Source organism: Haloarcula nitratireducens (assembly GCF_019599505.1).
In genome coordinates, this window is the sequence record NZ_RKLT01000003.1 from 423,013 (window position 1) to 445,063 (window position 22,051).

The window sequence follows — 22,051 nt, forward strand, 5'->3', positions numbered from 1 at the left end:
CTCGGTGTTACGGGGTTCTGCCTGTTTAAGACTTCGGCGGTAACGGCTACCAAAACACAGGGGTTCACTCCCCATTTCGGTCGCTCGGCGTTCCCTGCGGGACGGCGTCGTCGTCGCTCCCCGGCGCGGTGTCCTCGTCGTCTTTCGGCGTCGCGTACTCGCGGACGTACGCCAGCAGTTCCTCGGGCGTGGCGTCGACGCCCTGTCGGGCGAAGAAGTTAGCGACGTTCCGACAGTCCCGTTCTAAGAACTCCTCGGCGTTGGGATGGTGAATCGTGACCGCCTGCCCGAGGTCGATGATGTAGAGTTGTCCCTCGTGGAAGACGACGTTGTACTCGGAGAGGTCGCCGTGGACGAGGCCGGCGTCGTAGAGGCGACGGGCGTACTCCTTGACGACCTCGTAGGCCGTCTCGGGGTTCTCGATGTGGACCTCGTTGAGCCGTTTCGCCCGCCCCTCCTCGGTCCCGAGATACTCCATGACGAGGACGTTTCGCTCGACGGCAATTGGTTCCGGCGTCCGGACGCCGGCCCGGCGAGCGCGTTTCAGGTTCGACGACTCCTTGCGGACCCACGCGGTGACGACTTTCTTCTTATCCGAGCCGATGCCCTCGAAGCGCGGGTCGCCGTCGAGGTAGCCGCGCATGTCGGTGAAGTCGGAGGCGTTGATGCGATACACCTTCACCGCGACTTCCTCGTCGCCGGAGAGCGCCGTGTAGACGTTCGCCTCCTTGCCCGTGGAGATGGGACCGCCGAAGGCGTCGATGTGGCCGTCCTGAACGAGTTTGTACAGCGCGCCGTAGGTGGCGTCGTCGAAGACGCTGGCCTCGACCTTGAACTGGTCCGCGTCCTTGATGCGCTTGCGGAACTCGCTGAACTCGCGGTCCCGCTTCCGGGCGATGCGGTCGGCCTCGGTGTCGGAGACGTCGATCTCCTCCCACTCGTCGCCGACGCCCTCGGCCTCGTCGGTGTCGAGCAGGCCGAACTCAGCCTCGCCGTCGCTCACGTGTCGGCCTCCGTCGATGCTGTGGGGCGGTGCATTACGGCGCTACTCCTGGATGTGTCCCTCCTCGCGCAGTTGGTCCGCGTCCTGCTTCTCGTAGCGCCACGTGATGTCGGCCTTCTCGTCCTGCCAGTCCCACGGCGAGACGAGCACGACGTCGTCTTCCCGGATCCAGATCCGTTTCTGCATTTTGCCCGGAATCCGGGCTGTGCGCTCTGTCCCGTCCATACAGCGCACCTTCACGCGGTTGGCTCCGAGCATGTTCGTGACGACGGCGAACACCTCGTCGTCGTCGGGCATCCGCAGGTCCTTTCGGCCTTCGTTATCGCTCATGTCTGCTCGTTCGGTCCGGGGAGGGTTAAGTTTTGTACGATTTTGCCGTGGCCGCCCTCGGCCGCGAGTGGTAAGGCCCAAGGTTCGGCCGCCGTAACCGCCGCCAATGACCTACACGCTACCCGCCGACGCCGCCGACTGGGCGACGGCCTGGCGCGACCGGATCAACGACCGCGAGGGGTTCGAAACCGCCACGGCCGACTTCGACGCGACGTTCCGCTTCGAGATGCGCGCCGACGACACCTACGACGGCGACCCGGTCAACTTCCGCGTGAACGTCGCCGACGGGGTCTGTACCGAGGCGACCGTCGCCGACGCGGACGCCGACTACGACTTCGCCCTGCGCGGCCCCTACGAGGCGTGGGTGGCGATGCTCGAAGGCGAACTCGACGTCTCGGAGTCCGTGATGAACGGCACCTTCGACGTCGAGGGGAACACGATGACGCTGCTGCGCCGACAGGACGCCATCACCGAGATGGTCGCCGCCGCCCAGAACGTCGAGACGGAGTTCGCGTACTGACCGACGGGCTTTTGTCCGCCCGCCCGGCGAGAACGGGTATGCTCGACAAACTCGGCGTCGCCGGAATCGCCGGCGTCGTCGCCCTGTTCGGCGGTATCGCACTGGTCGCGTCGCAGAACCTGATCTTCGCGGCCGGTCTCGCCCTCGTCGTCGGCGGCATGGGACTCATCGTCTACGGCCTCGTCACCAGTCTACTGGCCTCCTTCGGAATGGGCGGTGGGATGGGCGGCGGGATGCCCTAGGCCGCCCCGCGGAGGTCGAACTCGAAGCGCGCGCCGCCCTCGTCCCCTCCGGTCACGGTCACCGACCAGCCGTGCGCTTCGGCGATAGTACGGACGATGTAGAGGCCGAACCCGGTGCCGCCATCGCCGCGGCTGATGCCGGGATCGAAGACGGCCTCGCGGTCCGCGGGGTCGATACCCGGGCCGTCGTCCTCGACGGCGAATCCGCGGTCGGTGGCGACGACACGCACCGTCACGGGACGGTACTCCGTCGAACCGTGGTCCACGCAGTTCCGAAACAGGTTCTCGAACAGCCGACGGAGCCGTCTCGCGTCGGCGTCGACGATCAGTTCGCTCGGCAGTTCGAGCGCCTCGCCGTCGGTTTCGACCGTCTCCCACGCCTCGCCTGTGACGGCCGCCAGGTCTACCGGTTCGACGTCGGCCGCCAGCGCCCCCTCGCGAGTCGCCGTCCGCACGTCCTCGATGATGTGTTCCATCCGCTCGTGCGCGGCCGCGATATCGGCGAGATGGCCCGTCTCGCCCGTCGTCTGCGTCAGTTCGAGGTAGCCGTTGGCGACCGCCAGCGGGCTGCGCAGGTCGTGTGCGAGGACGTCTGCGAACTCCTCTAAGCGCTCGTTCTGCTTCGCGAGGTGCCACGCCTGTTCGCGCCGGTCGGTCACGTCGCGGCCGACGCCGGCGAAACCCAGCATCGACCCGTCGCCGTCCGTGAGGAGTCGCCCGGTCAGCTCGAAGCGGACTCGTCCCTGCGTCGTCTCCGCCCACGCTTCGACGACCGTCTCGCCGGTCTCGAAGATATCGGCCATCGCCGCTTCGACGGCCGGTTGATCGGCTTCCTCGAAGAACTCCATCGGAAGCATCCCGTCGAGTTCCGCGTCGCTCAGGCCGAACAGTTCGTTCAATCGCCGGTTCCAGTGTATCAGTCGCCCGCTCGCGTCGTAGACGTAGAACACGTCGTCTAACGTATCCAGGGCTCGTTCGAGTACGCGGCCGTCCCCCGCCATAGGTGAAGTACGCGATTACATGTATTCAATTATTCGCCGAATATCGCCGCTGAGAACGCCTGAGAAGGTTTTTTAGCCGTACAGTGAGTAGGGGCGAACACCGCTCGCTGTCACCCTGCTCCTCACGGGTCGCACCATTTGCGGCCTCGCCGCCAGACTGCCCGAGGGAACGGGGGTCGCTCTCCGCTCGCTTTCCGAGGGCCGCTCACCTCGTTCGCCGTTTCGCGTCGAGGAACCGAACGCAGTGAGGTTCCTCGCTACTGCTCGCGGGTCGTTCCTCCCCGCTCGCTTTCCGAGGGCCGCTCACTTCGCTCGCGCCCCTCGCTACTCCTCGGACCCCGCCCGATGCTCGCTGATTATCTGATCGACCATCGCCGTATTCTGCGCTTTCTCGCGGTCCTCGGCCCGGTCTTCCCAGTCTTCGATGGCCGCCTCGACCTCCCGTTCGCGGGCGATGGCGAGTTCGTCCACCTCCTGTACCGTGACCATCTCGGCGGGAGCGACCGGGACGTCGTGTTCGAACAGCACTTCGTCGGCGGCGTCCGAGAGGTTGCCGTTTCGGAGGACGACTCGGGGGCCGATGTCGGCGAGTCGCTGTGCCGTCGACCGGCCCGCGCCCGAGGCGTCGCGGAACAGCAGCACGTCGCCTTCGACGAGGCCGAACCGCTCGTCGGCGTCGTCGATGGCGTCCCGCGTGAACTGGTCGACGACTTTCACCGGGACCAATCCCTCCTGTTTCTCCGAGACGTCGGCGAAGTTCGAGTGGTCGAGTTTCCAGAGGGACTTCAGGCGCTCGAGTTTGGCCGCCAGTTCCTCGCGCCGTTCCTGTTCCTCCTCGACTTTGCGTTCGAGCGCGTCGTTGCGCCGCTCTAATCTGGTGACTTCGCGGTCCTTTCGGACCTCGCGGCGTCCCTCCTGTCTGGCCTTCTCCAGTTGCTTGTCCTTCTCCTCGAGCCGGTCGTCTTTCTGCTGGATGGTCCCCTTGAGGTCCTCGACGTGATCTTCGAGGCGGTCGATGCGGGCCTCCAGTCGCCGTATCTCCTTTTCCTCCTCGGTGAGTTCCCGCGGCTGGTGGCCGGTGGCCGCCTCCTCGCTCTCGTCCTCGCCTTCGAGGTCGCGCAGAACGGCTTCGACGGACTCCTCGCCGGCGACGACGCGGTCGACGACGTGACCGACCTCGTGCTGTGGCGGCACCTTCTCGGCGACGCGGTCGAACTGGCTCTCGTGGTGGTCGAAGGCGTACAGCGCCGCGGCCATCGCGTCCCGCTCGTGGTCGTTCTCGTAGCGCTCCTCGCGGGTTCGGTGTTTCTTCTCGTCGACCGGCAGGTCGCGCTCGGGCTCCCAGCCGGCGGCGTCGAACGAGCGGCGGAACTTCTCGACGGTCTCGGGCATCGGCGTCACGTCGGCGGCGAGGACGACCGGCCGGCCGCGCTCGATGATCCACTCGATGACGTCCGCGCGGTCGCTCGTCCGCGAGGAGTAGACGTCGAGCACCTCGCCGTCCAAGCCGACGATGGCGACCGCCGTCGTCGTTCCGGGGTCGACGCCGACGACGACGTGGTCCCGCCGCTTCGCCAGCGGCCGGAACTCGATGCCGTCCCGGCGGACCCGCTCCATCTCGACGCGCGTGTCGCCCGACCGATGCGTGGAGACCGGGATGTCCCCCGGCCGTCCCTCGACGCGGAAGACGGCGTTCGAGAAGCCGCCGTACTTCTCGGTGACCTCGCGTTCGTACTCTAAGCCCGCCGCGTCGAGTTCGGACTCGACCTCTCTGGCCTGCTTCTTCACCGCTCCGTGGATGCGTCGCGTGTAGCGGTCCTCTGACCACCCGCCCTTCCCCGTCGAGCGGCCGCGTGCGACCTTGATCTCGGTGGTGTCGGTGAACGCCGACACCTCCTGCCCGACGTTGGCCGCGGCGAGTCGGGCGGCGGCCTCCGCTTCCTTCATGGGCTTCTTCCCGTAGGGGACGCCGTGTCGCTTCGCGACGCGCGAGAGCGGCTCCGGTCGCTCGTCGCCGGTCACCTGCACCAGCATCGTCTCGTCGGGGAGCGTCCCGAGGAAGTGGACCAACTGGTCCTTGTCGGCGGCCAGTTCGTACATGTTGTCCGTGGCGACGATGGCCGGTTCCTCCTCGTCGATTCGCCGGCGAAGCTTTCGCCGCGACACCACGTCCCGCTGGATGCTTTCACCGTCGTAGACCACCAGCGCGTAGGAGGGCGCGTCCCCGCGGACGTCCCCGCTCTGGATGTCGACCCCGAAGACGACGGCGTCGAGCGCTGCCGTGCGGTTCACGGCACGTTGTAGCGGCCGGGAGATGATAAATCCGTCCCGGGCCTACTCCCCGAGGAACTCGACACCGCGGAACTCGATCCGCGCCCCGCCGGCGTCGCTCTCGGCCAGCTGACACTCCCAGCCGTAGACGTCGGCGACCTCGCGGACGAAGGCGAGTCCGAGCCCCGTCCCCTGTCCGTCGCCCGTCGTCGTGTACCCCTCCTCGAAGACCCGTTCCCGGTCGGCTTCGGGGACGCCGACGCCGTCGTCCGCGACCGAGAACCCGTTCGACAACCGCTCGACGCGAACGTCGACGTCGTCCCCGCCGTGCGTGATGGCGTTCTCGAAGAGGTTCCTGAACAGGTGTCGAACGTACGTCTCGTCTGCCGCCACCTCGTCGTCGACGTCGACCGACAGCGTCGCGCCGCACGCCTCGACGTCCGCCCACGCGTCCCGCGCCACGTCGGCGAGCGAAACCGGCCCTCGGTCACCCGTCGCTCCGTCCCCGCGGGTCAACAGGAGCATGATGTCGACCATCTCCTCGATGCGGTCGAAGGCCTCTTCGACGTACTCGACCGCCTGCGGGTTCTCGTCGGTCGACAGCTGCTGGCTGTATATCTGGCCGATGGTGACCGGGTTGCGGATCTCGTGGGCGAGCATGCTCGCGAAGCTCTCCAGCTGCTCGTTGGACTGTTCCAGTTCCTCGATGGTCTCCTCGAGTTTGCGCTCGCGTTTGACCCGGTCGGAGATGTCCCGGAAGTACACCGAGATCCCGGATTCGGACGGATAGAGGTTCGCCTCGACCCAGAAGTCGAGCGTGTCGTAGTAGAGCTCGTAGCTCGTCGGTTTCTGTTCGTCCCGCGCGGTGTGGAAGGCGTCCCAGACCTCGTCGATCTCGGCGGCCGACGGGAAGACGTCCCAGAGGGTCTCGCCGACGAGCTCCTCCTCGGAGTGCTGGAGTAGCTCCTCGGCGCGCGCGTTGACGTGGGTGAACCGGAACTCCTCGTCGAGCGCGTAGAACGCGTCGGTGATGCGGGTCAGGATCTCCTCGAACTCGCCCTCGAGACGGAGCCGGTCGGTGATGTCGGTGAAGGTGAAGACGGCGCGACCGCCGTCGTCGTCATCGTCGTCGGTCTCCAGCGGCGACCCGTTGACCGACACCCAGATCCGCTGACCGTCGGGTTTTCGCAGGCCGACCTCCATGTCGAATATCGGTTCGCCGGACTCCAGAACCTTGTTGAACGGCAGCTCCTCGGCCGGGAGCGGCGTCCCGTCGGTATCGACGAGGTCCCACCGCAAGTCGTCGTGGGAGAACGATTCGAGTTCGTCTCGACTCCGATCGTAGATCTCTACCGCGCGGTCGTTCGCGAACTCGATGGTCCCGCCGGCACCGACGATGACGATGCCGACCGGGCTGGTCTCGATTATTTGGGACTTGAGTAGCTTCTCGGCCTCGAGACGCCGCCTCGTTCGTCGGTTCTCGACCGTCGAGGTGAGGACGTTGCTGACGTTCTGCACGAAACTGATGTCCGGGTCCGTGAAGTGCCCCGCCGTCGTCGAGTAAACGCCCAGTACCCCCCACGGCTCTTCGACCGAGCCGATTATCGCCGTGATTCCGCTCCTGACGCCGCGTTCGTCGAGCAACTCGGCGGTAGCGAACCGGTCGTCGCTCCGATAGTCCTCGACGAGGACCGGGCCGCCGTCTCGAAGCGTGTAGCCCGTCTGTAATCCCGATTCGACCGGGGCCGTCGCGGTTCCGATGCAGTCCGCCGGCCAGCCGGCACCGTCCCAGAGGCGGAGCGCGTCCTCGGTCGACTGTAGCTCGAAGACGCCGCTGTACTCGGCGTGCAACGTCTCTGCGATGGCGTCCGATGCGTCCCGCAGTAGCCGGTCGAGGTCGTCAGTCTCGAGCGCCAACTGGCCGATGTCGGCGACGACCTCCTGTCGACGGACGTGGTCAGCCACCCCCGCGTCCGTCTCGGACGGCGAATCCATACCACGTATTCGTTACTGCACCGGTGGTAAACCTTTCTCTGCGGCAGAGGACACGATTCGGCTCGTACTGCGCCGAACGGGAGCGACCTCGTCCGCTACCACTCGGCCCGTTCGACCAATCGCTCGAACGCGGTCCGCTCGCGGCTCTCCTTGGTCCGCCGGTCGGCGTCGTCGCGCATCCGGTCTTTCAGCGTCCGCAGGGCGCGGGTATCGACGGCGGCCAGTTCGCCGGCGACCGAACGGGGGTCCTCGAGGACGCGAGAGACGAGCCCCATTCGCAGCGCGGTCTCGGCGTCGATAGTTCGCCCCGACAGCGCGAGGTCCAGCGCCTCACCCTCGCCGACGACGCGAGGGAGGCGAGCGGTGCCGCCCCACGCGCCGAACAGCCCCAGTTTCACGCCGGTCTCGGCGAACGTCGCCGCGGGCGTCGCCACGCGGACGTCGCAGGCCAGCGCCAGTTCGACGCCGCCGCCGCGGGCCGCCCCGTCGACGCCGGCGACGACCGCGCCGTCGTAGCGTTCGAGAGCGGTCGCCACGCGCTGTCCCAGCGCGGCGAACTCGGCGGCGTCGTCGCCGTCGAGTCCGCGAACCACGTCGAGGTCGGCGCCGGCACAGAACGCCTCGCCGGCACCGCGGAGGTAGACGACCGGTTCCGTCGCGTCCGCCACGGCAGTCTCCAACTCTTCGAGCGACTCGCGGTCGAGGGCGTTGCGCCGCTCCGGCCGGTCAAAGGTCAGCACGCGAACGTCCCCGTCGGCCGTCGTCCGGACCATGAACTGTCTGTTGCCGGTGTTTCCAAAGGTCTTTGCCCTTCCCACCGCTACGTCACACCAATGGAGGAAGTGGCGGCGGTCCGCCGAGCGTCGTTGGCGGCGGTCGAAGACGTCGAACCTGAACGTCTCCGCGAACGCATCGCGACGCGCCTCGACGACGCCTCGCTCTCCCCCGGGGTGTTGACGCTCGTCAGCGCCGGCGCCGCCCGCGAGCGCGCCTTCGATCCCGCCGACGGCCACGCCGACCACGCCGCCGGCGTCCAGTTGATCTACGAGGGGCTCCGACTCACCCGCCAGCTCGCCCGCGACGACCCGTGGACGACCGGCGACCGCGACGCCGCCGACCTCGACATCCTCATCGCCGACATCCTCGTCTCCCGCGGCTTCTACCTCCTCGCTCGGACCGAGGCCGCCGAGGCCGCCGTCGAGGTCGTTCGCGCGTTCGGCCACGACCAGACCGTCCAGCAGACCACCGGCGAGTCGCTCGACGCCAATCTGGAGGCCGACATCTGCGAACTCGCCGCCGTCACCGGCGTCGCCGCCGGCGGCTCCGCGCCGACGGCCTCGCTCCGGGAGTACGCCGCCGCGCTGCCCGACGACGGCCTGCCGACGAGCGCCCGTCTCGTCGGCGACGACGTGGTCGAGGCGCTGAGGACCCGGATCCACCCCGACCAGCCGCCGGGCGACGCCGAGGCCGCCGCCGACCACTGACAACCGTCGCCACGCCGCCCCCGAATCGAAACGAATAAAGACAACTGCCGGCAACAACTGAGTGCGTGCCTGGGTAGCTTAGCGGTAAAGCGCGTCCTTGGTAAGGACGAGACCCCGGATTCAAATTCCGGCCTAGGCTTCTACCAACCACACTTCTGCGAGGCGCTCCGTCGCCGAGCGACCGCTGTGGTCGGAGAAGACGAATGCGGAATTTGAATCCCTGGAAGACGAGCGAATGCGAGTCTTCCTCCGGTTCAAATTCCGGCCGAGGAGTTCACCGCGCAGCGGGCGCTGAGTCGATGACTGGCTTTATGATCCGAGACTGCCGAGTGCGTGTCGGGATGTACCAGTACGAAGCGGTCGAACAGGTGTTGCGGGAGAACGGGGGGTACGCGACACTGAAAACGCTGTACCAGCGGGCTCCGCACGTCGAGGGGAGCGAGTGGGGAACGAAGACGCCGAACGCCAGCATCCGCCGGATCGTCCAGACTCGCGAGGAGTTCTTCAAGATTCGCCCCGGGCTCTGGGCACTGGTCGACTGCCGCGACGAGTTACCGGAAAGCGTCTATCGGGCAGCGGGTACAGCGGAGCAACGGGCGCAGTACGACCACTGGTACTTTCAGGGACTACTCACCGAAATCGGCAACGCTCGGCGAGCGGAGACGTGGGTTCCGGTACAGGACAAGAACCGCCCCTTTCTGGACCGAACGCTGGGCGACGTCAGCAGTTTGGAGTCGCTACCGGCCTTCGGTTACGAAGAACTGGTCCAGCGGGCCAGTACCGTCGATACGGTCTGGTTCAACGAACGGCGGATGCCCGCGACGCTCGTCGAGGTCGAGTTCTCGACGGACTTCCAGAACTCGCTGCACAAGTTCGTCGACCTCCGGGACTATCACGCGTCGTTCGTCGTCGCCGCGGACGAAACGCGGAAGGCGCAGTTCGAAAAGCGTCTCTCCCAGTCCGGTTTCGCACCGATTCGCGACCGCGTCGAATTCCTCAGCTTCGACGAGGTCTCGCAGTTACACGCCGCGGCGGAGGCGACTACGGGACTGGACGAGCGTCTGCGGGCCGGCGTCTGATCGAGGGTCTCGGCGGCTCTCACTCCCGGTCGGGTTCCTCGGCGAGCGCTCGCTCGCGCAGCTCCTTGCACTTCTCGCCTCTCACCGTCAGTTCGGGGACCGGCACGGGTGACCCGTCCTCGACGGCGACGAAGGTGGCGTAGGCGCTCGTCGTCTCTTCCGTCTCGCCGGTCCGGGGGTCCTCGGCGGCGACTTCGATTCGGACGCGGACGCTCGTGCGGCCGGTGGCGTAGGCGAACGACTCGACGCGGGCGGTGTCGCCGATGGGGATGGGTCGCTCGAAGTCCACGCGGGACATCTGAGCGGTGACGCAGGACTCCTCGGCGGCGCGCATCGCCGACATCGCGCCGATCTCGTCCATCCACTTCATCACGATGCCCCCGTGGGCGCTCTCGTAGTTGTTCGCGTGGGTCGGCTGGACGCGCTCGCGATTGACGATGTGCGTGTCGGCGACGGCTGGCATGAGCAGTGGTACATCGCCGCCGCGGATAACGGTTGACACTGCGTCCGAGCGCCGCGGCGTTTCGTCCGGAATTGGCGCGAGCAAGCAGAGTCGTAAACGCGCTATCGGAAATATTTATTTCATATTCGCTCTTAACTTCGGACTAATAAGACTGTATCAAACCGGGTGGAATTTGGGTGAGAGTTCCGCCGGAATCCCGTCGGAACTCGGAAAATCCCCTTTAGTAGGGGTCGGGTTTGTTCGCCCGTCGATATGAGTCCGAACGACGACACCACCGACCGCACGCGACGCGCATTCATCGGAACCACTGCCACGCTCGGCTCGATCGCCATCGCCGGGTGTGCGAGCGAAGGCGGCGCTCCCGCGGCCGCCACACAGACCGAGTCGATGGAGAGCGAGACGCAGACGGAGATGGAGACGGAGAGCGACACCGAGGAGAACGCCGCGCCGGACGTCCCGATTCTCAACTACGCGCTCACGCTCGAGCACTTGGAGAACGCCTTCTACCGCGAAGGCCTGGAGACGTTCAGCGACGACGAGCTGAGCGGCGCGGACGTGCTCTCGGACCTCAACGGGCAGGTCTGCCAAGAAGTGCCTGAGTACCTCCAGACCGTCGGCGACCACGAGGCCGCCCACGTGAAGGCGCTCAGCGCGACCGTCGAGAAACTCGGCGGAACGCCGGTCGAAGAGGGCGAGTACGACTTCGGCTACGAGACGCCCAGCGAGTTCCTCGCCGTCGCGAAGGCTCTCGAAAATACCGGCGTCGCCGCCTACGCCGGTGCGGCACCGATGGTCGTGAACAACGAGGTCCTCGGCGCGGCCGCGGGTATCCACAGCGTCGAGGCCCGCCACGCGTCCTTCCTGAACCTCGTCAACGGCTCCTCGCCGTTCCCGAAGGCCGTCGACGAGGCGAAGTCGATGAGCGAAGTCCTCGAGATCGCCGGGCAGTTCGTCACGAGCGAGGTGGACGCGAGCGTCTACGAACTCGAAGACGACCGGCCCGCACCGCAGCGGAAAGAGGAGGACGACACGAGCGACGTGAACGTCCTGAACTACGCGCTCACCCTCGAGCACTTGGAAAACGCCTTCTACCGCGAGGGCTTAGAGACGTTCAGCGACGACGAGCTGATGCACGCGGACGCGCTCTCGGAGTTCAGCGACGAGCTCAAGATGCTGGTGCCCGACCACATCGAAACGGTCGGTGCCCACGAGGCCGCACACGTCTCCGCGATCAGCGACACCGTGCAGAAACTCGGCGGGACGCCCGTCCAGGAGGCGAACTACGACTTCGGCTACGAGACGCCCAGCGAGTTCCTCGGCGTCGCCAAGGCCCTCGAGAACACCGGCGTCGCCGCCTACAAGGGCGCCGTCGATACGGTGTCGAACGACGACGTGTTCGCCGCGGCGCTCGGCATCCACAGCGTCGAGGCGCGCCACGCCGCGTTCCTCAACGAGGTGAACGCGACGTCGCCGTTCCCGAAGGCCGTCGACGAACCGAAGTCCATGTCGGAAGTCAAAGAGATCGCTGGCCAGTTCATCGTCGAAGAGTGAACAGCCGGCCACGATAGGGTCGTTCGGACGCTCGGCTTCGACCGGTGTCGGCCGGCCGATCAACCGCTCGTTTTCGCCGCCGACGAGCTACTCCACCCCATAGCAATGACCGATTTCCCTCCCCGTTTGACGCCGAGTACCGCGCCCGTTCGGCGGGTGATGCCGTGAGCGTCTGGCTCGCTCTGGCCCGCCTCGCCACCGTCGTCAACGTCGCGTTGCTCCTCGTCCTCGGCGGCATCTGGGTCCGGAATTACTGGCGGCTTCGCTCGAAACACACGCTCGGACTGCTGGTGTTCGCAGCGCTGCTGTGTGCCGAAAACGCGTTCGCGCTGTACGTCTACACGCTGGACCCGGTGCTAACCGTCTGGTTCGGGACGGCGGTCCCCGACCCGGCGTGGCGGGCGATGGTCGCGTTCCACGCGCTCGAAACCGTCGGCCTCGGTGCGCTGACGCGGGTGACACTCGATTGACCGTCGTAACGCCTAATTGGTCGACCGAGAAAGAAGGGGCATGGACAGACAGCAGATACTGGCGGTCATCCTCACCGTCCTGATGGTGGGGTCGTCGGTCGCCTACGCGCTCGCGTTCACCATCTTCTAGTCCCAGACGTCCGAGAGCGGGTGGTCGCTCTGCGACCCGCCGCCCGACCGCGAGCGCGAGCGGTCGTGACGGCGCTTCGCCCCGGCGGAGACGCCCGCGAGCGCGCGGTCGGGCGCGAACGGCGGGAGGTCGGGGTCGCTCGTCCGGTCGACCTGTTCGCGGAACCAGTCGGGCATGTCGTGGCGGGCGCGTTCGAAGAGGTCCAGCAGGGACGAATCGGCCAGATACGTCGCGCCGTAGTCGTCGGGCGCGCGCACGACGCGACCGCAACCCTGAATCACGGTTCTGAGCGCCGTCCGGTAGTACCAGCCCCACTGGTCGTCTTCGAGGCGGCGGGCGACGCGCGAGTCCCGAGTGTTCGGATAGGGGGCCTTACAGAGCACCTGCCAGCGACAGAGGTCGCCCTCCAGGTCGAGCGCCTCCTCCATCTTCACCGAGAGGAACACGTCGGGGTTCTTACTGCGCTTCCAGGCGGCGAGCGCGCCGTCCCGGCCCTCCTTGTCGTGGGTGCGCACGCGGACGCCGACGCCGAAGTCGTCCAGTAGTTCCTCCAACCGCTCTTGAATCGCGTAGGAGTGACAGTGAACCAGGCCCTTCTCGTCGGGGTGGCGGGCCATGATGCGGACGATGGAGCGGGCCACGTCGGGGAGCGTGTCGTCGCGGTGCTCGTAGGTCATCTTCCCCTGGGTCACGTCGTACAGCGGGCGGTTCTCGACCGGGAAGGTGTGTCCCACCTCGACGAGGGCGACGTTGTCTGAGTCGAGCCCGACATTGGCGCAGAAGGCGTCCTTGTTGAGGATGGTCGCCGACAGCAGGGCGAACTTCTCGCCCCGCTCCCAGACGGTGTGCTTGAGGTAGCGCTCGGGGTTCATCGGCTTGATGGTCACCGGCGCGCCCTCGCCGTCGGCCTGGTCGACCACCCACGTCGTCGCGCTGTCGGGGTCGCGGTAGTCCTCCTGGAACCAGGAGAGGTCGCTGCGCAGTTTGTTCAGCGAGTCGCGTTCGGCGACCTCCTCGGGGCCGAGTTCGGCGTTGCCCCGCAGTTCCTTCACGCGGCGTTCGGCCAGCGATTCGACGCGCTCGGCGAGCGAGAGGGCGTCGTCGAGGCCGCCGACGTTCGGGACGTCGAGGTCGTTCCACATCGGGATGGTCTCCGGCGAGAGGTCGATGGTCGCGTACATCTCCGCCCACTCGCCCAGGCCGTGGGCCTCGTCGACGACCACGACGTCGCGCTTGCCGAACACGTCGCTGCCGGCGGTCTGCATGAAGTACGCGAGCGTCATCGCGGCGATGCGGCGGTTCGAGGCGATGGCGCGGTCCGAGAAGTACGGACACCGGTGTTTCACCTGACAGTCGAACTCGCGTTCGCGCACGCACGGGGCCTGATTCACGGGAGTATCCGTCTCGCCGGGGAGGATGCAGTCGTAGTTGTTCTTCCCCCGGATGACACAGAGGTCCTCTAGGAGGGCGTCCTCGGCCACGTCGTCGAGCTGGGAAACCTGCGGCGTCGTGTAGTAGGCGTCGACGACCTGTTCGGGCGCGGCCTCGCCCGCGGTGCGGGCACACCCCGCGATGGCGCGAGCGAGCAGGGACTTGCCGCTCCCGGTCGGGGCGCGCACCAGGACGACGTCGTTGCCGCCCTCGAAGGCCGCCTGCACGTCCGAGAGCGCCGCCTTCTGGTTCCCCCGATAGCTCGGGGCGGGAAACTCGTCGTGGATCCGCGCCGGGTACACGCGAGAAGGCAACGCGCCGGCGGGCGTAAACCTTTCCCGTCGGCCGGAAGTGCGGCCGCCTCCGAAACTCCCGTGAGTCGTGTGCACACATACGCGTTCGTGGTACCGCGACTCTCAGAACCCTTATGCCTCCCCCGCCTGTACGATTGATTGCAATGGCAAACGGTAAGGTTGACTTCTTCAACGACACTGGCGGCTACGGTTTCATCTCGACTGACGACGCGGACGAGGACGTTTTCTTCCACATGGAAGACGTCGGCGGCCCGGACTTAGAAGAGGGCGAGGAGATCGAATTCGACATCGAACAGGCCGACAAGGGCCCCCGCGCGACGAACGTCGTTCGGCAGTAAGGCGGATTTCCGGTCGCCACGCGGCGACCACATCTACCCTTTCTTGTCACACTACGCGACCGAGAGCGGCCGCACTGGTCGACGCCGCGTGACCACCCGTCCGAAGGGAGTCCGACGTACCGTCGGGTTTCGACGGAGACGCGCTGAAATCGAAGGCGAGAGTTGTGTATTCAGCCCGTCTCCTCTTCCGTCCGGAATCCCTAGCGCTGATAGTCTATGGCCGAAACGACCGCACACAGCGAGGAGCGGACCCGGGCGGAAACCGCCGAGTTCCTTCGGGCGCTCGCCGACGAGTTGGACGGCGGCAGCGGGCGAATCCGCGTTCCGATCGGGAACAAGGAGGTCCAACTGTCGCCGCCGGAGACCATCGACACGGAGGCGATGGTGACCGAGCGGTCGCGGCGGCTGCGGAAAGACGTCGAGCAGTTGGCGCTCACCTTCCAGTGGAACCCCGCGAAGGACACCGCCGAATCCGATTCGGCGGCGACGGAGCGCGATTCGGACGCCGACCGAGAGCCCGGTTCCGAGCCGACGATCGAGGGTGAGTCGGAGACGGACCGATGAGCGCGACGCTGCCTGCACTTGCAAGCTCCCTTCAGGGGACGGTCTTACAATCGACGGGCGGGGCGGAAGACATCGCGAGCGCCGTCCTCGTCTTCCTCGTGAGCCTGCTCGTCGGCGTCGCGGCGATAAACCTCGGCGCGCAGGTGCTCATCGACCGCGATACGGGGTATCGACGGGCCACCGTGACGGCGCTCATCGGCGCGCTGGTATACACGCTCGTCGGGTTCTTCCTCGGGTGGATCCCGCTGCTCGGTCCGATACTGATGTTGCTCGCGTGGGTCGCCGTCATCAACTGGCAGTACCCCGGCGGCTGGGCGACGGCGGCGGGCATCGGCATCATCGCGTGGCTGGGAGCCGTCCTCATCCTCTTCGGCCTCGCACAGGTGGGCTTCGTCACGCCCGAAGCGCTGGGCGTCCCCGCGGCGTAGGGCGCGACGGCGGCTACGGCGACTTCTCTTCGAGTGCCGCCACGTCCGCCGCGGTGATCTCGCGGTCGTCGGGCAGGCGGTCGATGCAGGTGTAACAGAGAAAGTGCTCGGTGCCGTCGCCGAGTTCCAGGACGATCCCCTCGGTCGGCCGGGCCTCCTGGGTCCAGATGTTGGCGATGCCGCCGGCTATCGAGACGCTCCGTCCACAGCCGTCGCAGGGCTGGGATGCCATGCCGTGGTTACCACCGGCAGGCGTAAGGGCGTTTCTTTTTGCGCAGTGGTACCAACTAGCAGTATGGAGGTCGACTGCGAGGGCTGTGCGGGTTGCTGTATCGACTGGCGGCCCCTCACCGACGCGGCCATCGACCACGAGCGACGCGGCCCCTTCGAGCCGCTGGACGACACTTACAACCTCGTTCCGCTGGCTCGCGAGGAGGTTCGGGGATTCGTCGAGGCGGGCTACGGCGACGCGCTCAGACCGCGGCTGTGGCGGGCCGAGGGCGACGAGCGCAGCGTCACGCTCGACGGCGTCGACGTGGCGGCCATCGACGGCCGCCCGGTCTTCTTCGTCGGGTTGCGAAAGCCGCCTAAGGCCGTCGGGCCGTTCGAGACGCCGCCGACGTGGCTGCGGACCTGCGTCTTCCTGGACCCGACGACGCTGCAGTGTCGCGTCCACGGCGACGATCTGTATCCCGAAGCGTGCGCCACCTACCCCGGCGAAAATCTCGCGATGGACGCCGAGACGGAGTGCGAACGCGTCGAGTCGGTCTACGGTGGCCGGCGACTGCTCGACGACACGCCGCCGGACGTGACGCCGCTGTTCGGTCCCGCCGCCGTGGGCGAGCGGGTGTTCGCCCACCCCGAACCCGACCGCGTCGCGGGCGCTGTCGGCCGGTTCCGCGACGGCGACCTGACGGCCGACGACCTCGCGGAGTTCGTCGCCGTCGCCGCGGCGTCCAGCCCCGGGACGCTCGCCATCAACGACGAGCGATACGAACAGACGCTCGAGACGGTCCTGGCCGCCGACTCGTGGGCGGGACGGGCCATCGACCGGTGGGCCGACGCCGCCGAGGGACTCGGGGAAACGGCTCCCGACCCGGCCGTCGCCGAGGGGCTGGAAGACGACGACGGCGCGCCGCCCACGCCGGGATGGTAGGCTCGGACGGAGATTGTCGCCCGTTCGGGAGTGCATTTTAACCCGCTGCCGCCCCGTGAGTGGGACATGCACGTGTTGGTGACCGGCGCGACGGGGTTCGTGGGGAGCCACCTCGTCCCCGCGCTCCGCGCCGCCGGCCACGACGTCCGCGCCCTCGTCAGAGAGCCGTCGGCGTACGACGCGCCCGAGGGCGTCGAGGTGGTACGCGGCGACCTCTTGGAGCCGGCGAGTCTCGACGCCGCCCTCGACGGGATAGACGCCGCGTACTACCTCGTTCACTCGATGCGGACCGGCCCCGACTACGCCGAGCGCGACCGCCGGGCCGCGACGAACTTTCGGGAGGCCGCCGAGGCCGCCGGTCTCGACCGCGTCGTCTATCTGGGCGGTCTCGGCGAGGACGACGAGATTCGGTCGGCGCACCTGCGCTCGCGCCGCGAGGTTGAGTACCTGCTCGGCGAGGGGCGCTACGACCTGACGACGCTTCGGGCGGCCATCATCATCGGGACCGGCAGCGCCAGTTTCCGCCTCGTCCGCGAACTGGCCGAGCGCCTCCCGGTGATGTTCACCCCGCGCTGGGTCCGGACCGACTGTCACCCGATCGCCATCGCGGACGTGATCGAGTACCTCCTCGGCGTCCTCGACGACCCGGCGACGGCGGGGGAGACGTACGAGATCGGCGGGCCGGAGGTGTTGACCTACGCCGAGATACTCCGGCGGACCGGGCGGGTCATGCACGGCGTCGAACCGCGCGTCGTCCCGATCCCGATACTGAGTCCGCGCCTCTCGGCGTGGAGCATCGGGCTCGTGACGGACGTTCCCGCGACCGTCGCTCGGCCGCTCATCAACGGCCTGAACACGCCCGTCGTCGCGACCGACGACGCCATCGAACGGCGGATCTCGGTGTCGCTGACGCCGTTCGAGACGGCCGTCGAGCGAGCGCTCGCCGGGACGCGGCCGGACGCCGGCAGACGGGCGATCGCCACCGTCGACGGTGACGCCCGATGAGCGGCGAGAACCCGCCGCCCGAGTACGGCGAGACGTGGGTGTACGAGAGCATCGTCAAGGCGCTCCCGGGCATAGACATTCCCACGTGGGCGGCGCTCGCGATCCAACTGGTCGTCTTCGAGGTGGCCGTCGTCGCGATGGCGTGGTACTACGACGTCTGGAACGCCGCCATCGCCGCGACGGCGGTCATCTTCGTCGCCACCGTCGGGAGCATCGAGATGCTGCGTATCAGCACGCTCGTCCGCCGCATCGACGTGCCGCCGACGTACAGCGCTCTCCTGTTCTCCTCGAACATGGAGGTCGTGCTGTCGGTGCTCGCCTACATCGCCATGTTGACCCACCTGTTCGTCTTCGACCCGCAGGTGGCCGAGACGCCGCTCGTCACGACGCTGTTCGGCCCGGAGCCGCCGGTGCTGGTCGTGTACCTGACGTTGCTCGTCCTCTGGGACGTCTGCTATCGCATCGGCACCGGGTGGTGGGCCAGCATCACCGGCCTCTGGCGGTCGCTGCGCTTTCGCTTCGAACCCGAGACGGCGCGGGTCTTCCAACGTGCCGACCTCGAGACGTGGGGCTTCGGCGTCCTGCAACTCGTCCTGGTCCCGTTCGTCCTGGACCAGCCGGTCCTACTGGCGTCGCTACTCGCACACGTCACGGCGGTGACGGTCGTGACAGCCGCCTCTGTGACGTTGCTACATGTCCGGTCGCGAGAACCCGACGCTACTCGGAGTTGATCTGTTTGAACTGGTCGAGTAGCTCCTCGGTAGATTCGTCGTCGTCGCCGTAGGAGACGGTCCCGTGATACGCCGTCCGGTCGTCGTCGTCGGACGTATCGACCTCGGTGTTCTTGCGTTCACGGCGTTCGTGTTCGTCGTCGTCATATGCGCCCATAGACATAGCTTACCACACCCAAAGTTGTGTGTTAGTACGTATCAATGTAACGGTCGTACAGACATCACCGGGACAGCGCCGCTCTGTTCGCCGTATCGGCGTTCCGCTCCGTTCTCGGCGGTCGAGCGGAACGCACAAGGTCACCGACCGACTAGGGAGCGACGTGGCAGGCCCACTCCGATTTCGCTACTCGACCGACCGCTGGAGCGAGGACCGCGTCCGGCGCGACCTCCTCTCTCCGCTCGACGACAGCTTCGGTGCCGAACTGAACGGTCCCTGGTTCGCGCCGCCCGAGGGGTGGGCCGCCAGACGGCTGGAGATGGACAACGGCGACCTCGCGCTGTTCTGCTGGAACGGCGACGAGGCCTACTGGCTGGGCAACACCGAGACGCCCGAGACGCTCTGGCGCACGGAGAAGTACACCTTCGAGGAGTCGCCCGACACCGTTTCGACGTGGGGCCAGCGCGAGCTGCTCGCTCAGTTGGAGGTCGAGGACCCGTGGCTCACCGAGTACGACGACCTCTCGCAGTTCTTCCTCCCGGTCTTCCTCTCGAAGGACGGCCGCGACTCCACGCGGACCTTCTTCCGGGACCACGCCGGGGGGTTCCCCGACGCCGACCGCGAGGCGGGCCTCGCCTTCTACGACGACTTCCTCGGCACCGGCGTCTTCGACGACCACCGCTACACGATGGCGAGCAAGCTCGGCACCAGCGACGGGTTCGACCTCGCGCGGATGCAGGCGACCATGGGCGAGTTCAACACCGCGAAGCTGCTGGTCGACGCCGGCAACGCGATCGAACCGGAGGTCGAACTCGGCTCGGGTCACTCCGTGGACTTCCGCGTCGATGACACCCTCGTCGAGGTCACGCGCCCCCGGCCGCCCGCTCGTCGGCAGGCCAACACCGCCATCGGTGCGCTGAAGGCCTCCGGCGACGCCAAGACCCGCGACCAACTGGCCGCACACCCCGGCGCGGTGCTCGTGGTCGACTGTTCGTCCTTCCACGACGACGAGTGGCGACGGGTCCTCGGCGAACGACCCGGCGTCGGCTACGAACCGCTCGTCGTGTTCCGCTATCGCCCCGACGGCACCGTCGAGGGGTACTCTCGCGGCTCGGTGCCGTTTCCGCTCCCGTTCTAGCGCCCGCCGGAGCTCTCTGCGAGAGAGTCGTCAGTCGTCGGCAACGGCGGGTTCGGCGTCCGTCCGCGGGTCGGCCTCGCGCCACGTCCCCCGCAGGAACCACGCCAGCGCGATACCGGCCGCGATGACGTTCGAGACGCCGAAGGAGAGCCAGATACCCTGTTCTGCGAGCGACGCCGCGAAGAGGTCGACGACCGCCTCGCCGAGCCACGCCGGCACCGAGACCGGCCGGGAGGCGACCCAGGCGATGGGCAGACGGATGACGCCGAGCATCAGCACGGCCAGCGCCGCCGATACGAGCGTCTTGCCGGCCCCGCGAAAGCCGCCGGAATAGGCCCGGATGACGCCGATGAAGCCGAAGGTGGGGGCGACCCACTGGAGGAACTCCGCGCCGATCTCGACCACGTCGGGGTCGTCGCTGAACACGCTGACGACCGCCGGGGCGGCGAAGATGGTGATGACGCCGATGGCGGTCAGGACGACGAAGGCGAACTTCGCCGCGAAGTGGTTGGCCTCCGCGGCGCGGTCGGGGCGGTCCGCCCCGAGGTTCTGGCCGGTCATCGTCTCGACGCCCCGATCCATGGCGATGGCGGGCATGAACACCAGCGAGAACACGCGGATGCCGACGCCGAAGGCGGCGACGACGGTGACCGAGAACGTCCCGACGATGAACAGCATCGCGTTGACCGACAGCGCCCGCCCGGTTCCCTCGACGGACGCCGGGATGCCCAACCGCAACAGCTTCCCGAGGTACTCGAAGTCCGGCACCATGTCCCCCGGTCGGACGCGGATGCCGCGGTTCCCGCGCAGCATGATGGCGACGCCGACGACGAAGGCCAGCCCCCGCGAGAAGATGGTGGCGACGGCCGCGCCGACGACGCCCAGCTCGGGGAACGGCCCCCATCCGAAGATGAGGAACGGGTCCAGGACGATGTTGAGGACGACGGTGCCGAACATCACGAGCATCGGCGTGATGGTGTCGCCGGAACCGCGCATCAGCGAGATGAACACGAAGAAGCCGAACATCGTCGAGAGCCCCAGCGAGACGACCTGTAGATAGCCCGTCGCACCGGGCAGGATCTGCTCTGAAGCGCCGAGCAGCGAGAGGAAGTCCTCGACGAAGAAGAAGCCGACGGCGCCCAGCAGCAGCGACGCCGTGACCGCGAAGGTGAGCGTCTGTGAGGCGGCGTACTCCGCTTTCTCGGGTTCGTCGGCCCCGGTATGTTGGGCGACGAGGACGCTCCCCGCCACCGACAGGCCCATCCCCAGCGAGATGAGCAGGAATATCATCGGGAACGCGAAGGAGATTGCCGCCAGCGCCGCCGTGGAGTACTGCCCCAGCCAGAACGTATCGGCGAGGTTGTACGCGACCTGCAGCAGGTTCGTCACGACGATGGGAAAGGAGAGATAGAGCAGCGGCTTCCCGATGGGGCCGCTCGTGAGGTCTAGCTCCTCTTGGCCCTTGAACAGCGCTCCGACGCGTTCGGCGAGGCCCTGTATTCCATCGCGGGCCGTCACGTCTCCGTCCCCCGTGTGCGCGCGGTCACGGTTCGGCCCCCCGTCTGCACTCGGTCACCTCTCGGCCTCCCGCGCGCGGTCGGTGAGGAGGTGCGTCTCGACGTACTCGGTGAGCATCCGCCGGGTGCACTCGACCGAGCGACCCGAGGTGACGCGCTCGGTGGCCGCGCCGGTCAGCACCGTCACGAGAAAGCGGGCGGTGTCCTCCGAGTCCATCTCCGGGTCGAAGGTGCCGTCCTCGACGCCCGCTTCGAGGATCGACTCCAGTTCGTCCGCGAGGTAGTCGTCGAACTCCGTCAGGCGCTCGCGGAACCCCGGCTCGTAGGGGGCCTGCGCGCGGATCTCGAGGATCGCGGTCCCGAACTGCTCGCTGTCGTCGTCCGGTTTGTCGAGCACCGCGTCGACGAACGCGACCAGCCGCTCGTAGGCGTTCTCGCCGGAGACGCCGGACGTGCGCTCGACGAAGCCGTCGTAGAGATACTCCAGGAACGCACACAGCAGGTCGTGTTTGCTGTCGTAGTGGTAGTGCAGCGCCGCCTTGCTCTTTCCCGATTCGTCCGCGATGTCCTGCATCGTCAGATCGGCGTATCCGTGGGCACAGAGGGCGCGATAGGTCGCACCCATGATCTCTTCGCCGGTGTCGCCGTCGCTCATTACCAGTCACTAGCTGACCAGCCAGTCAAGTAGCCGTCGGTTCCGAGGACTCGCGGTCGTCCGAACCCGAGAATGCGG

The 22,051-nt window shown here is 67.3% G+C and carries 25 protein-coding genes and 1 tRNA gene; 14 read left to right on the plus strand and 12 right to left on the minus strand.

The genetic code is table 11. From position 1 onward, the window contains the following. Positions 1 to 64: 64 nt before the first annotated feature. Both rio1 and eif1A read right to left on the minus strand, forming a co-directional pair. The gene (gene rio1 / locus EGH23_RS12180) at positions 65 to 1,003 is read right to left on the minus strand and encodes a serine/threonine-protein kinase Rio1 (RefSeq protein ID WP_220580260.1); all 939 of its coding nucleotides are present in this window, start codon (positions 1,001 to 1,003) and stop codon (positions 65 to 67) included. A 42-nt stretch (positions 1,004 to 1,045) separates the two neighbouring features. Then, positions 1,046 to 1,333 (minus strand): translation initiation factor eIF-1A, encoded by a 288-nt coding sequence (eif1A, locus tag EGH23_RS12185; RefSeq protein WP_135305805.1) that lies wholly within the window; start codon positions 1,331 to 1,333, stop codon positions 1,046 to 1,048. A gap of 106 nt (positions 1,334 to 1,439) precedes the next feature. Between eif1A and EGH23_RS12190 the strand changes: the two genes are divergently transcribed. Both EGH23_RS12190 and EGH23_RS12195 read left to right on the plus strand, forming a co-directional pair. Beyond that, positions 1,440 to 1,853 carry an SCP2 sterol-binding domain-containing protein gene (locus EGH23_RS12190; protein WP_220580261.1) on the plus strand — a complete coding sequence of 138 codons (414 nt, stop codon included), beginning with the start codon at positions 1,440 to 1,442 and terminating at the stop codon, positions 1,851 to 1,853. 38 nt (positions 1,854 to 1,891) lie between these two features. Further along, on the plus strand, positions 1,892 to 2,095 hold the full coding sequence (locus EGH23_RS12195) for a DUF7470 family protein (protein ID WP_220580262.1): 204 nt from the start codon (positions 1,892 to 1,894) through the stop codon (positions 2,093 to 2,095). Here EGH23_RS12195 and EGH23_RS12200 read toward each other — a convergent pair. From EGH23_RS12200 to EGH23_RS12215, 4 genes are all read right to left on the minus strand, one after another. After that, the gene (locus EGH23_RS12200; protein ID WP_220580263.1) at positions 2,092 to 3,096 is read right to left on the minus strand and encodes a sensor histidine kinase; all 1,005 of its coding nucleotides are present in this window, start codon (positions 3,094 to 3,096) and stop codon (positions 2,092 to 2,094) included. The two genes, EGH23_RS12195 and EGH23_RS12200, sit on opposite strands and share 4 nt — an antisense overlap. A gap of 324 nt (positions 3,097 to 3,420) precedes the next feature. Next, positions 3,421 to 5,388, minus strand: a complete 1,968-nt coding sequence (locus EGH23_RS12205; protein WP_220580264.1) for a DUF460 domain-containing protein — start codon at positions 5,386 to 5,388, stop codon at positions 3,421 to 3,423. A 42-nt stretch (positions 5,389 to 5,430) separates the two neighbouring features. Further along, entirely contained in the window at positions 5,431 to 7,362 is a 1,932-nt protein-coding gene (locus EGH23_RS12210) for a PAS domain S-box protein (RefSeq protein WP_220580265.1), read from the minus strand. A 95-nt stretch (positions 7,363 to 7,457) separates the two neighbouring features. After that, on the minus strand, positions 7,458 to 8,135 hold the full coding sequence (locus tag EGH23_RS12215; RefSeq protein WP_220580266.1) for an enoyl-CoA hydratase/isomerase family protein: 678 nt from the start codon (positions 8,133 to 8,135) through the stop codon (positions 7,458 to 7,460). 60 nt (positions 8,136 to 8,195) lie between these two features. Between EGH23_RS12215 and EGH23_RS12220 the strand changes: the two genes are divergently transcribed. The 3 genes from EGH23_RS12220 (at position 8,196) to EGH23_RS12230 (ending at position 9,925) form a co-directional block, all read left to right on the plus strand. Next, complete coding sequence (locus EGH23_RS12220) at positions 8,196 to 8,846, plus strand: DUF7114 family protein (protein ID WP_220580267.1); 651 nt, start codon at positions 8,196 to 8,198, stop codon at positions 8,844 to 8,846. A 67-nt stretch (positions 8,847 to 8,913) separates the two neighbouring features. After that, positions 8,914 to 8,985, plus strand: a tRNA-Thr gene (locus EGH23_RS12225). Between the two features lie 202 nt (positions 8,986 to 9,187). Beyond that, positions 9,188 to 9,925, plus strand: coding sequence for a winged helix-turn-helix domain-containing protein (locus EGH23_RS12230; protein ID WP_220580268.1), 738 nt, complete (start codon positions 9,188 to 9,190; stop codon positions 9,923 to 9,925). Positions 9,926 to 9,944: 19 nt separating this feature from the next. On the opposite strand, the gene EGH23_RS12235 is transcribed toward EGH23_RS12230, so the two are convergent. Then, positions 9,945 to 10,388: an acyl-CoA thioesterase gene (locus EGH23_RS12235; RefSeq protein WP_220580269.1), complete on the minus strand. Its 444-nt coding sequence runs from the start codon at positions 10,386 to 10,388 to the stop codon at positions 9,945 to 9,947. Between the two features lie 252 nt (positions 10,389 to 10,640). On the opposite strand from EGH23_RS12235, the gene EGH23_RS12240 reads away from it, so the two are divergent. Both EGH23_RS12240 and EGH23_RS12245 read left to right on the plus strand, forming a co-directional pair. Next, positions 10,641 to 11,939, plus strand: a complete 1,299-nt coding sequence (locus EGH23_RS12240) for a ferritin-like domain-containing protein (RefSeq protein ID WP_220580270.1) — start codon at positions 10,641 to 10,643, stop codon at positions 11,937 to 11,939. A 164-nt stretch (positions 11,940 to 12,103) separates the two neighbouring features. Then, a complete protein-coding gene (locus EGH23_RS12245) occupies positions 12,104 to 12,409 on the plus strand; it encodes a DUF8036 family membrane protein (protein ID WP_220580271.1) in 306 nt (101 codons plus the stop codon). Between the two features lie 126 nt (positions 12,410 to 12,535). On the opposite strand, the gene EGH23_RS12250 is transcribed toward EGH23_RS12245, so the two are convergent. Continuing rightward, positions 12,536 to 14,272 carry a helicase C-terminal domain-containing protein gene (locus EGH23_RS12250; RefSeq protein ID WP_220580272.1) on the minus strand — a complete coding sequence of 579 codons (1,737 nt, stop codon included), beginning with the start codon at positions 14,270 to 14,272 and terminating at the stop codon, positions 12,536 to 12,538. Between the two features lie 155 nt (positions 14,273 to 14,427). Between EGH23_RS12250 and EGH23_RS12255 the strand changes: the two genes are divergently transcribed. The 3 genes from EGH23_RS12255 (at position 14,428) to EGH23_RS12265 (ending at position 15,614) form a co-directional block, all read left to right on the plus strand. Further along, positions 14,428 to 14,622: a cold-shock protein gene (locus EGH23_RS12255; RefSeq protein ID WP_135305817.1), complete on the plus strand. Its 195-nt coding sequence runs from the start codon at positions 14,428 to 14,430 to the stop codon at positions 14,620 to 14,622. Between the two features lie 216 nt (positions 14,623 to 14,838). Then, entirely contained in the window at positions 14,839 to 15,186 is a 348-nt protein-coding gene (locus tag EGH23_RS12260) for an amphi-Trp domain-containing protein (RefSeq protein ID WP_220580273.1), read from the plus strand. After that, the gene (locus EGH23_RS12265) at positions 15,183 to 15,614 is read left to right on the plus strand and encodes a hypothetical protein (protein ID WP_236044775.1); all 432 of its coding nucleotides are present in this window, start codon (positions 15,183 to 15,185) and stop codon (positions 15,612 to 15,614) included. Before EGH23_RS12260 ends, EGH23_RS12265 begins: the two co-directional genes overlap by 4 nt. Before the next feature lie 13 nt (positions 15,615 to 15,627). Here EGH23_RS12265 and EGH23_RS12270 read toward each other — a convergent pair whose 3' ends face one another. Then, positions 15,628 to 15,846, minus strand: coding sequence for a DUF7561 family protein (locus EGH23_RS12270; RefSeq protein WP_220580274.1), 219 nt, complete (start codon positions 15,844 to 15,846; stop codon positions 15,628 to 15,630). A gap of 63 nt (positions 15,847 to 15,909) precedes the next feature. Between EGH23_RS12270 and EGH23_RS12275 the strand changes: the two genes are divergently transcribed. The 3 genes from EGH23_RS12275 (at position 15,910) to EGH23_RS12285 (ending at position 18,506) form a co-directional block, all read left to right on the plus strand. Beyond that, the gene (locus tag EGH23_RS12275) at positions 15,910 to 16,770 is read left to right on the plus strand and encodes a YkgJ family cysteine cluster protein (protein WP_220580275.1); all 861 of its coding nucleotides are present in this window, start codon (positions 15,910 to 15,912) and stop codon (positions 16,768 to 16,770) included. Between the two features lie 66 nt (positions 16,771 to 16,836). Continuing rightward, complete coding sequence (locus EGH23_RS12280; protein WP_220580276.1) at positions 16,837 to 17,775, plus strand: NAD(P)H-binding protein; 939 nt, start codon at positions 16,837 to 16,839, stop codon at positions 17,773 to 17,775. Continuing rightward, positions 17,772 to 18,506 carry a DUF7530 family protein gene (locus EGH23_RS12285; protein ID WP_220580277.1) on the plus strand — a complete coding sequence of 245 codons (735 nt, stop codon included), beginning with the start codon at positions 17,772 to 17,774 and terminating at the stop codon, positions 18,504 to 18,506. The genes EGH23_RS12280 and EGH23_RS12285 overlap by 4 nt, the downstream gene beginning before the upstream one ends. On the opposite strand, the gene EGH23_RS12290 is transcribed toward EGH23_RS12285, so the two are convergent. Then, on the minus strand, positions 18,493 to 18,669 hold the full coding sequence (locus EGH23_RS12290) for a DUF5786 family protein (RefSeq protein WP_220580278.1): 177 nt from the start codon (positions 18,667 to 18,669) through the stop codon (positions 18,493 to 18,495). The two genes, EGH23_RS12285 and EGH23_RS12290, sit on opposite strands and share 14 nt — an antisense overlap. A 157-nt stretch (positions 18,670 to 18,826) precedes the next feature. Here EGH23_RS12290 and EGH23_RS12295 point away from each other — a divergent pair, with 157 nt between their 5' ends. Beyond that, positions 18,827 to 19,801 carry a DUF5784 family protein gene (locus tag EGH23_RS12295; protein WP_220580279.1) on the plus strand — a complete coding sequence of 325 codons (975 nt, stop codon included), beginning with the start codon at positions 18,827 to 18,829 and terminating at the stop codon, positions 19,799 to 19,801. A gap of 30 nt (positions 19,802 to 19,831) precedes the next feature. On the opposite strand, the gene EGH23_RS12300 is transcribed toward EGH23_RS12295, so the two are convergent. Then, positions 19,832 to 21,319, minus strand: a complete 1,488-nt coding sequence (locus tag EGH23_RS12300) for an MATE family efflux transporter (protein WP_328765958.1) — start codon at positions 21,317 to 21,319, stop codon at positions 19,832 to 19,834. A gap of 54 nt (positions 21,320 to 21,373) precedes the next feature. After that, positions 21,374 to 21,973 (minus strand): TetR/AcrR family transcriptional regulator, encoded by a 600-nt coding sequence (locus EGH23_RS12305; RefSeq protein WP_220580280.1) that lies wholly within the window; start codon positions 21,971 to 21,973, stop codon positions 21,374 to 21,376. Positions 21,974 to 22,051 lie beyond the last annotated feature (78 nt).

What these genes read in the sequence shown, in the direction of transcription:
- EGH23_RS12210 (WP_220580265.1), bottom strand. Translation starts at nt 7,362, where the DNA reads ATGGATTCGCCGTCCGAGACGGACGCGGGGGTGGCTGACCACGTCCGT.
- EGH23_RS12190 (WP_220580261.1), top strand. Translation starts at nt 1,440, where the DNA reads ATGACCTACACGCTACCCGCCGACGCCGCCGACTGGGCGACGGCCTGG.
- eif1A (WP_135305805.1), bottom strand. Translation starts at nt 1,333, where the DNA reads ATGAGCGATAACGAAGGCCGAAAGGACCTGCGGATGCCCGACGACGAC.
- EGH23_RS12235 (WP_220580269.1), bottom strand. Translation starts at nt 10,388, where the DNA reads ATGCCAGCCGTCGCCGACACGCACATCGTCAATCGCGAGCGCGTCCAG.
- EGH23_RS12200 (WP_220580263.1), bottom strand. Translation starts at nt 3,096, where the DNA reads ATGGCGGGGGACGGCCGCGTACTCGAACGAGCCCTGGATACGTTAGAC.
- EGH23_RS12285 (WP_220580277.1), top strand. Translation starts at nt 17,772, where the DNA reads ATGAGCGGCGAGAACCCGCCGCCCGAGTACGGCGAGACGTGGGTGTAC.
- EGH23_RS12195 (WP_220580262.1), top strand. Translation starts at nt 1,892, where the DNA reads ATGCTCGACAAACTCGGCGTCGCCGGAATCGCCGGCGTCGTCGCCCTG.
- EGH23_RS12265 (WP_236044775.1), top strand. Translation starts at nt 15,183, where the DNA reads ATGAGCGCGACGCTGCCTGCACTTGCAAGCTCCCTTCAGGGGACGGTC.
- EGH23_RS12240 (WP_220580270.1), top strand. Translation starts at nt 10,641, where the DNA reads ATGAGTCCGAACGACGACACCACCGACCGCACGCGACGCGCATTCATC.
- EGH23_RS12230 (WP_220580268.1), top strand. Translation starts at nt 9,188, where the DNA reads ATGTACCAGTACGAAGCGGTCGAACAGGTGTTGCGGGAGAACGGGGGG.
- EGH23_RS12215 (WP_220580266.1), bottom strand. Translation starts at nt 8,135, where the DNA reads ATGGTCCGGACGACGGCCGACGGGGACGTTCGCGTGCTGACCTTTGAC.
- EGH23_RS12305 (WP_220580280.1), bottom strand. Translation starts at nt 21,973, where the DNA reads ATGAGCGACGGCGACACCGGCGAAGAGATCATGGGTGCGACCTATCGC.
- EGH23_RS12280 (WP_220580276.1), top strand. Translation starts at nt 16,837, where the DNA reads ATGCACGTGTTGGTGACCGGCGCGACGGGGTTCGTGGGGAGCCACCTC.
- EGH23_RS12275 (WP_220580275.1), top strand. Translation starts at nt 15,910, where the DNA reads ATGGAGGTCGACTGCGAGGGCTGTGCGGGTTGCTGTATCGACTGGCGG.
- EGH23_RS12255 (WP_135305817.1), top strand. Translation starts at nt 14,428, where the DNA reads ATGGCAAACGGTAAGGTTGACTTCTTCAACGACACTGGCGGCTACGGT.
- EGH23_RS12260 (WP_220580273.1), top strand. Translation starts at nt 14,839, where the DNA reads ATGGCCGAAACGACCGCACACAGCGAGGAGCGGACCCGGGCGGAAACC.
- EGH23_RS12220 (WP_220580267.1), top strand. Translation starts at nt 8,196, where the DNA reads ATGGAGGAAGTGGCGGCGGTCCGCCGAGCGTCGTTGGCGGCGGTCGAA.
- EGH23_RS12270 (WP_220580274.1), bottom strand. Translation starts at nt 15,846, where the DNA reads ATGGCATCCCAGCCCTGCGACGGCTGTGGACGGAGCGTCTCGATAGCC.
- EGH23_RS12290 (WP_220580278.1), bottom strand. Translation starts at nt 18,669, where the DNA reads ATGTCTATGGGCGCATATGACGACGACGAACACGAACGCCGTGAACGC.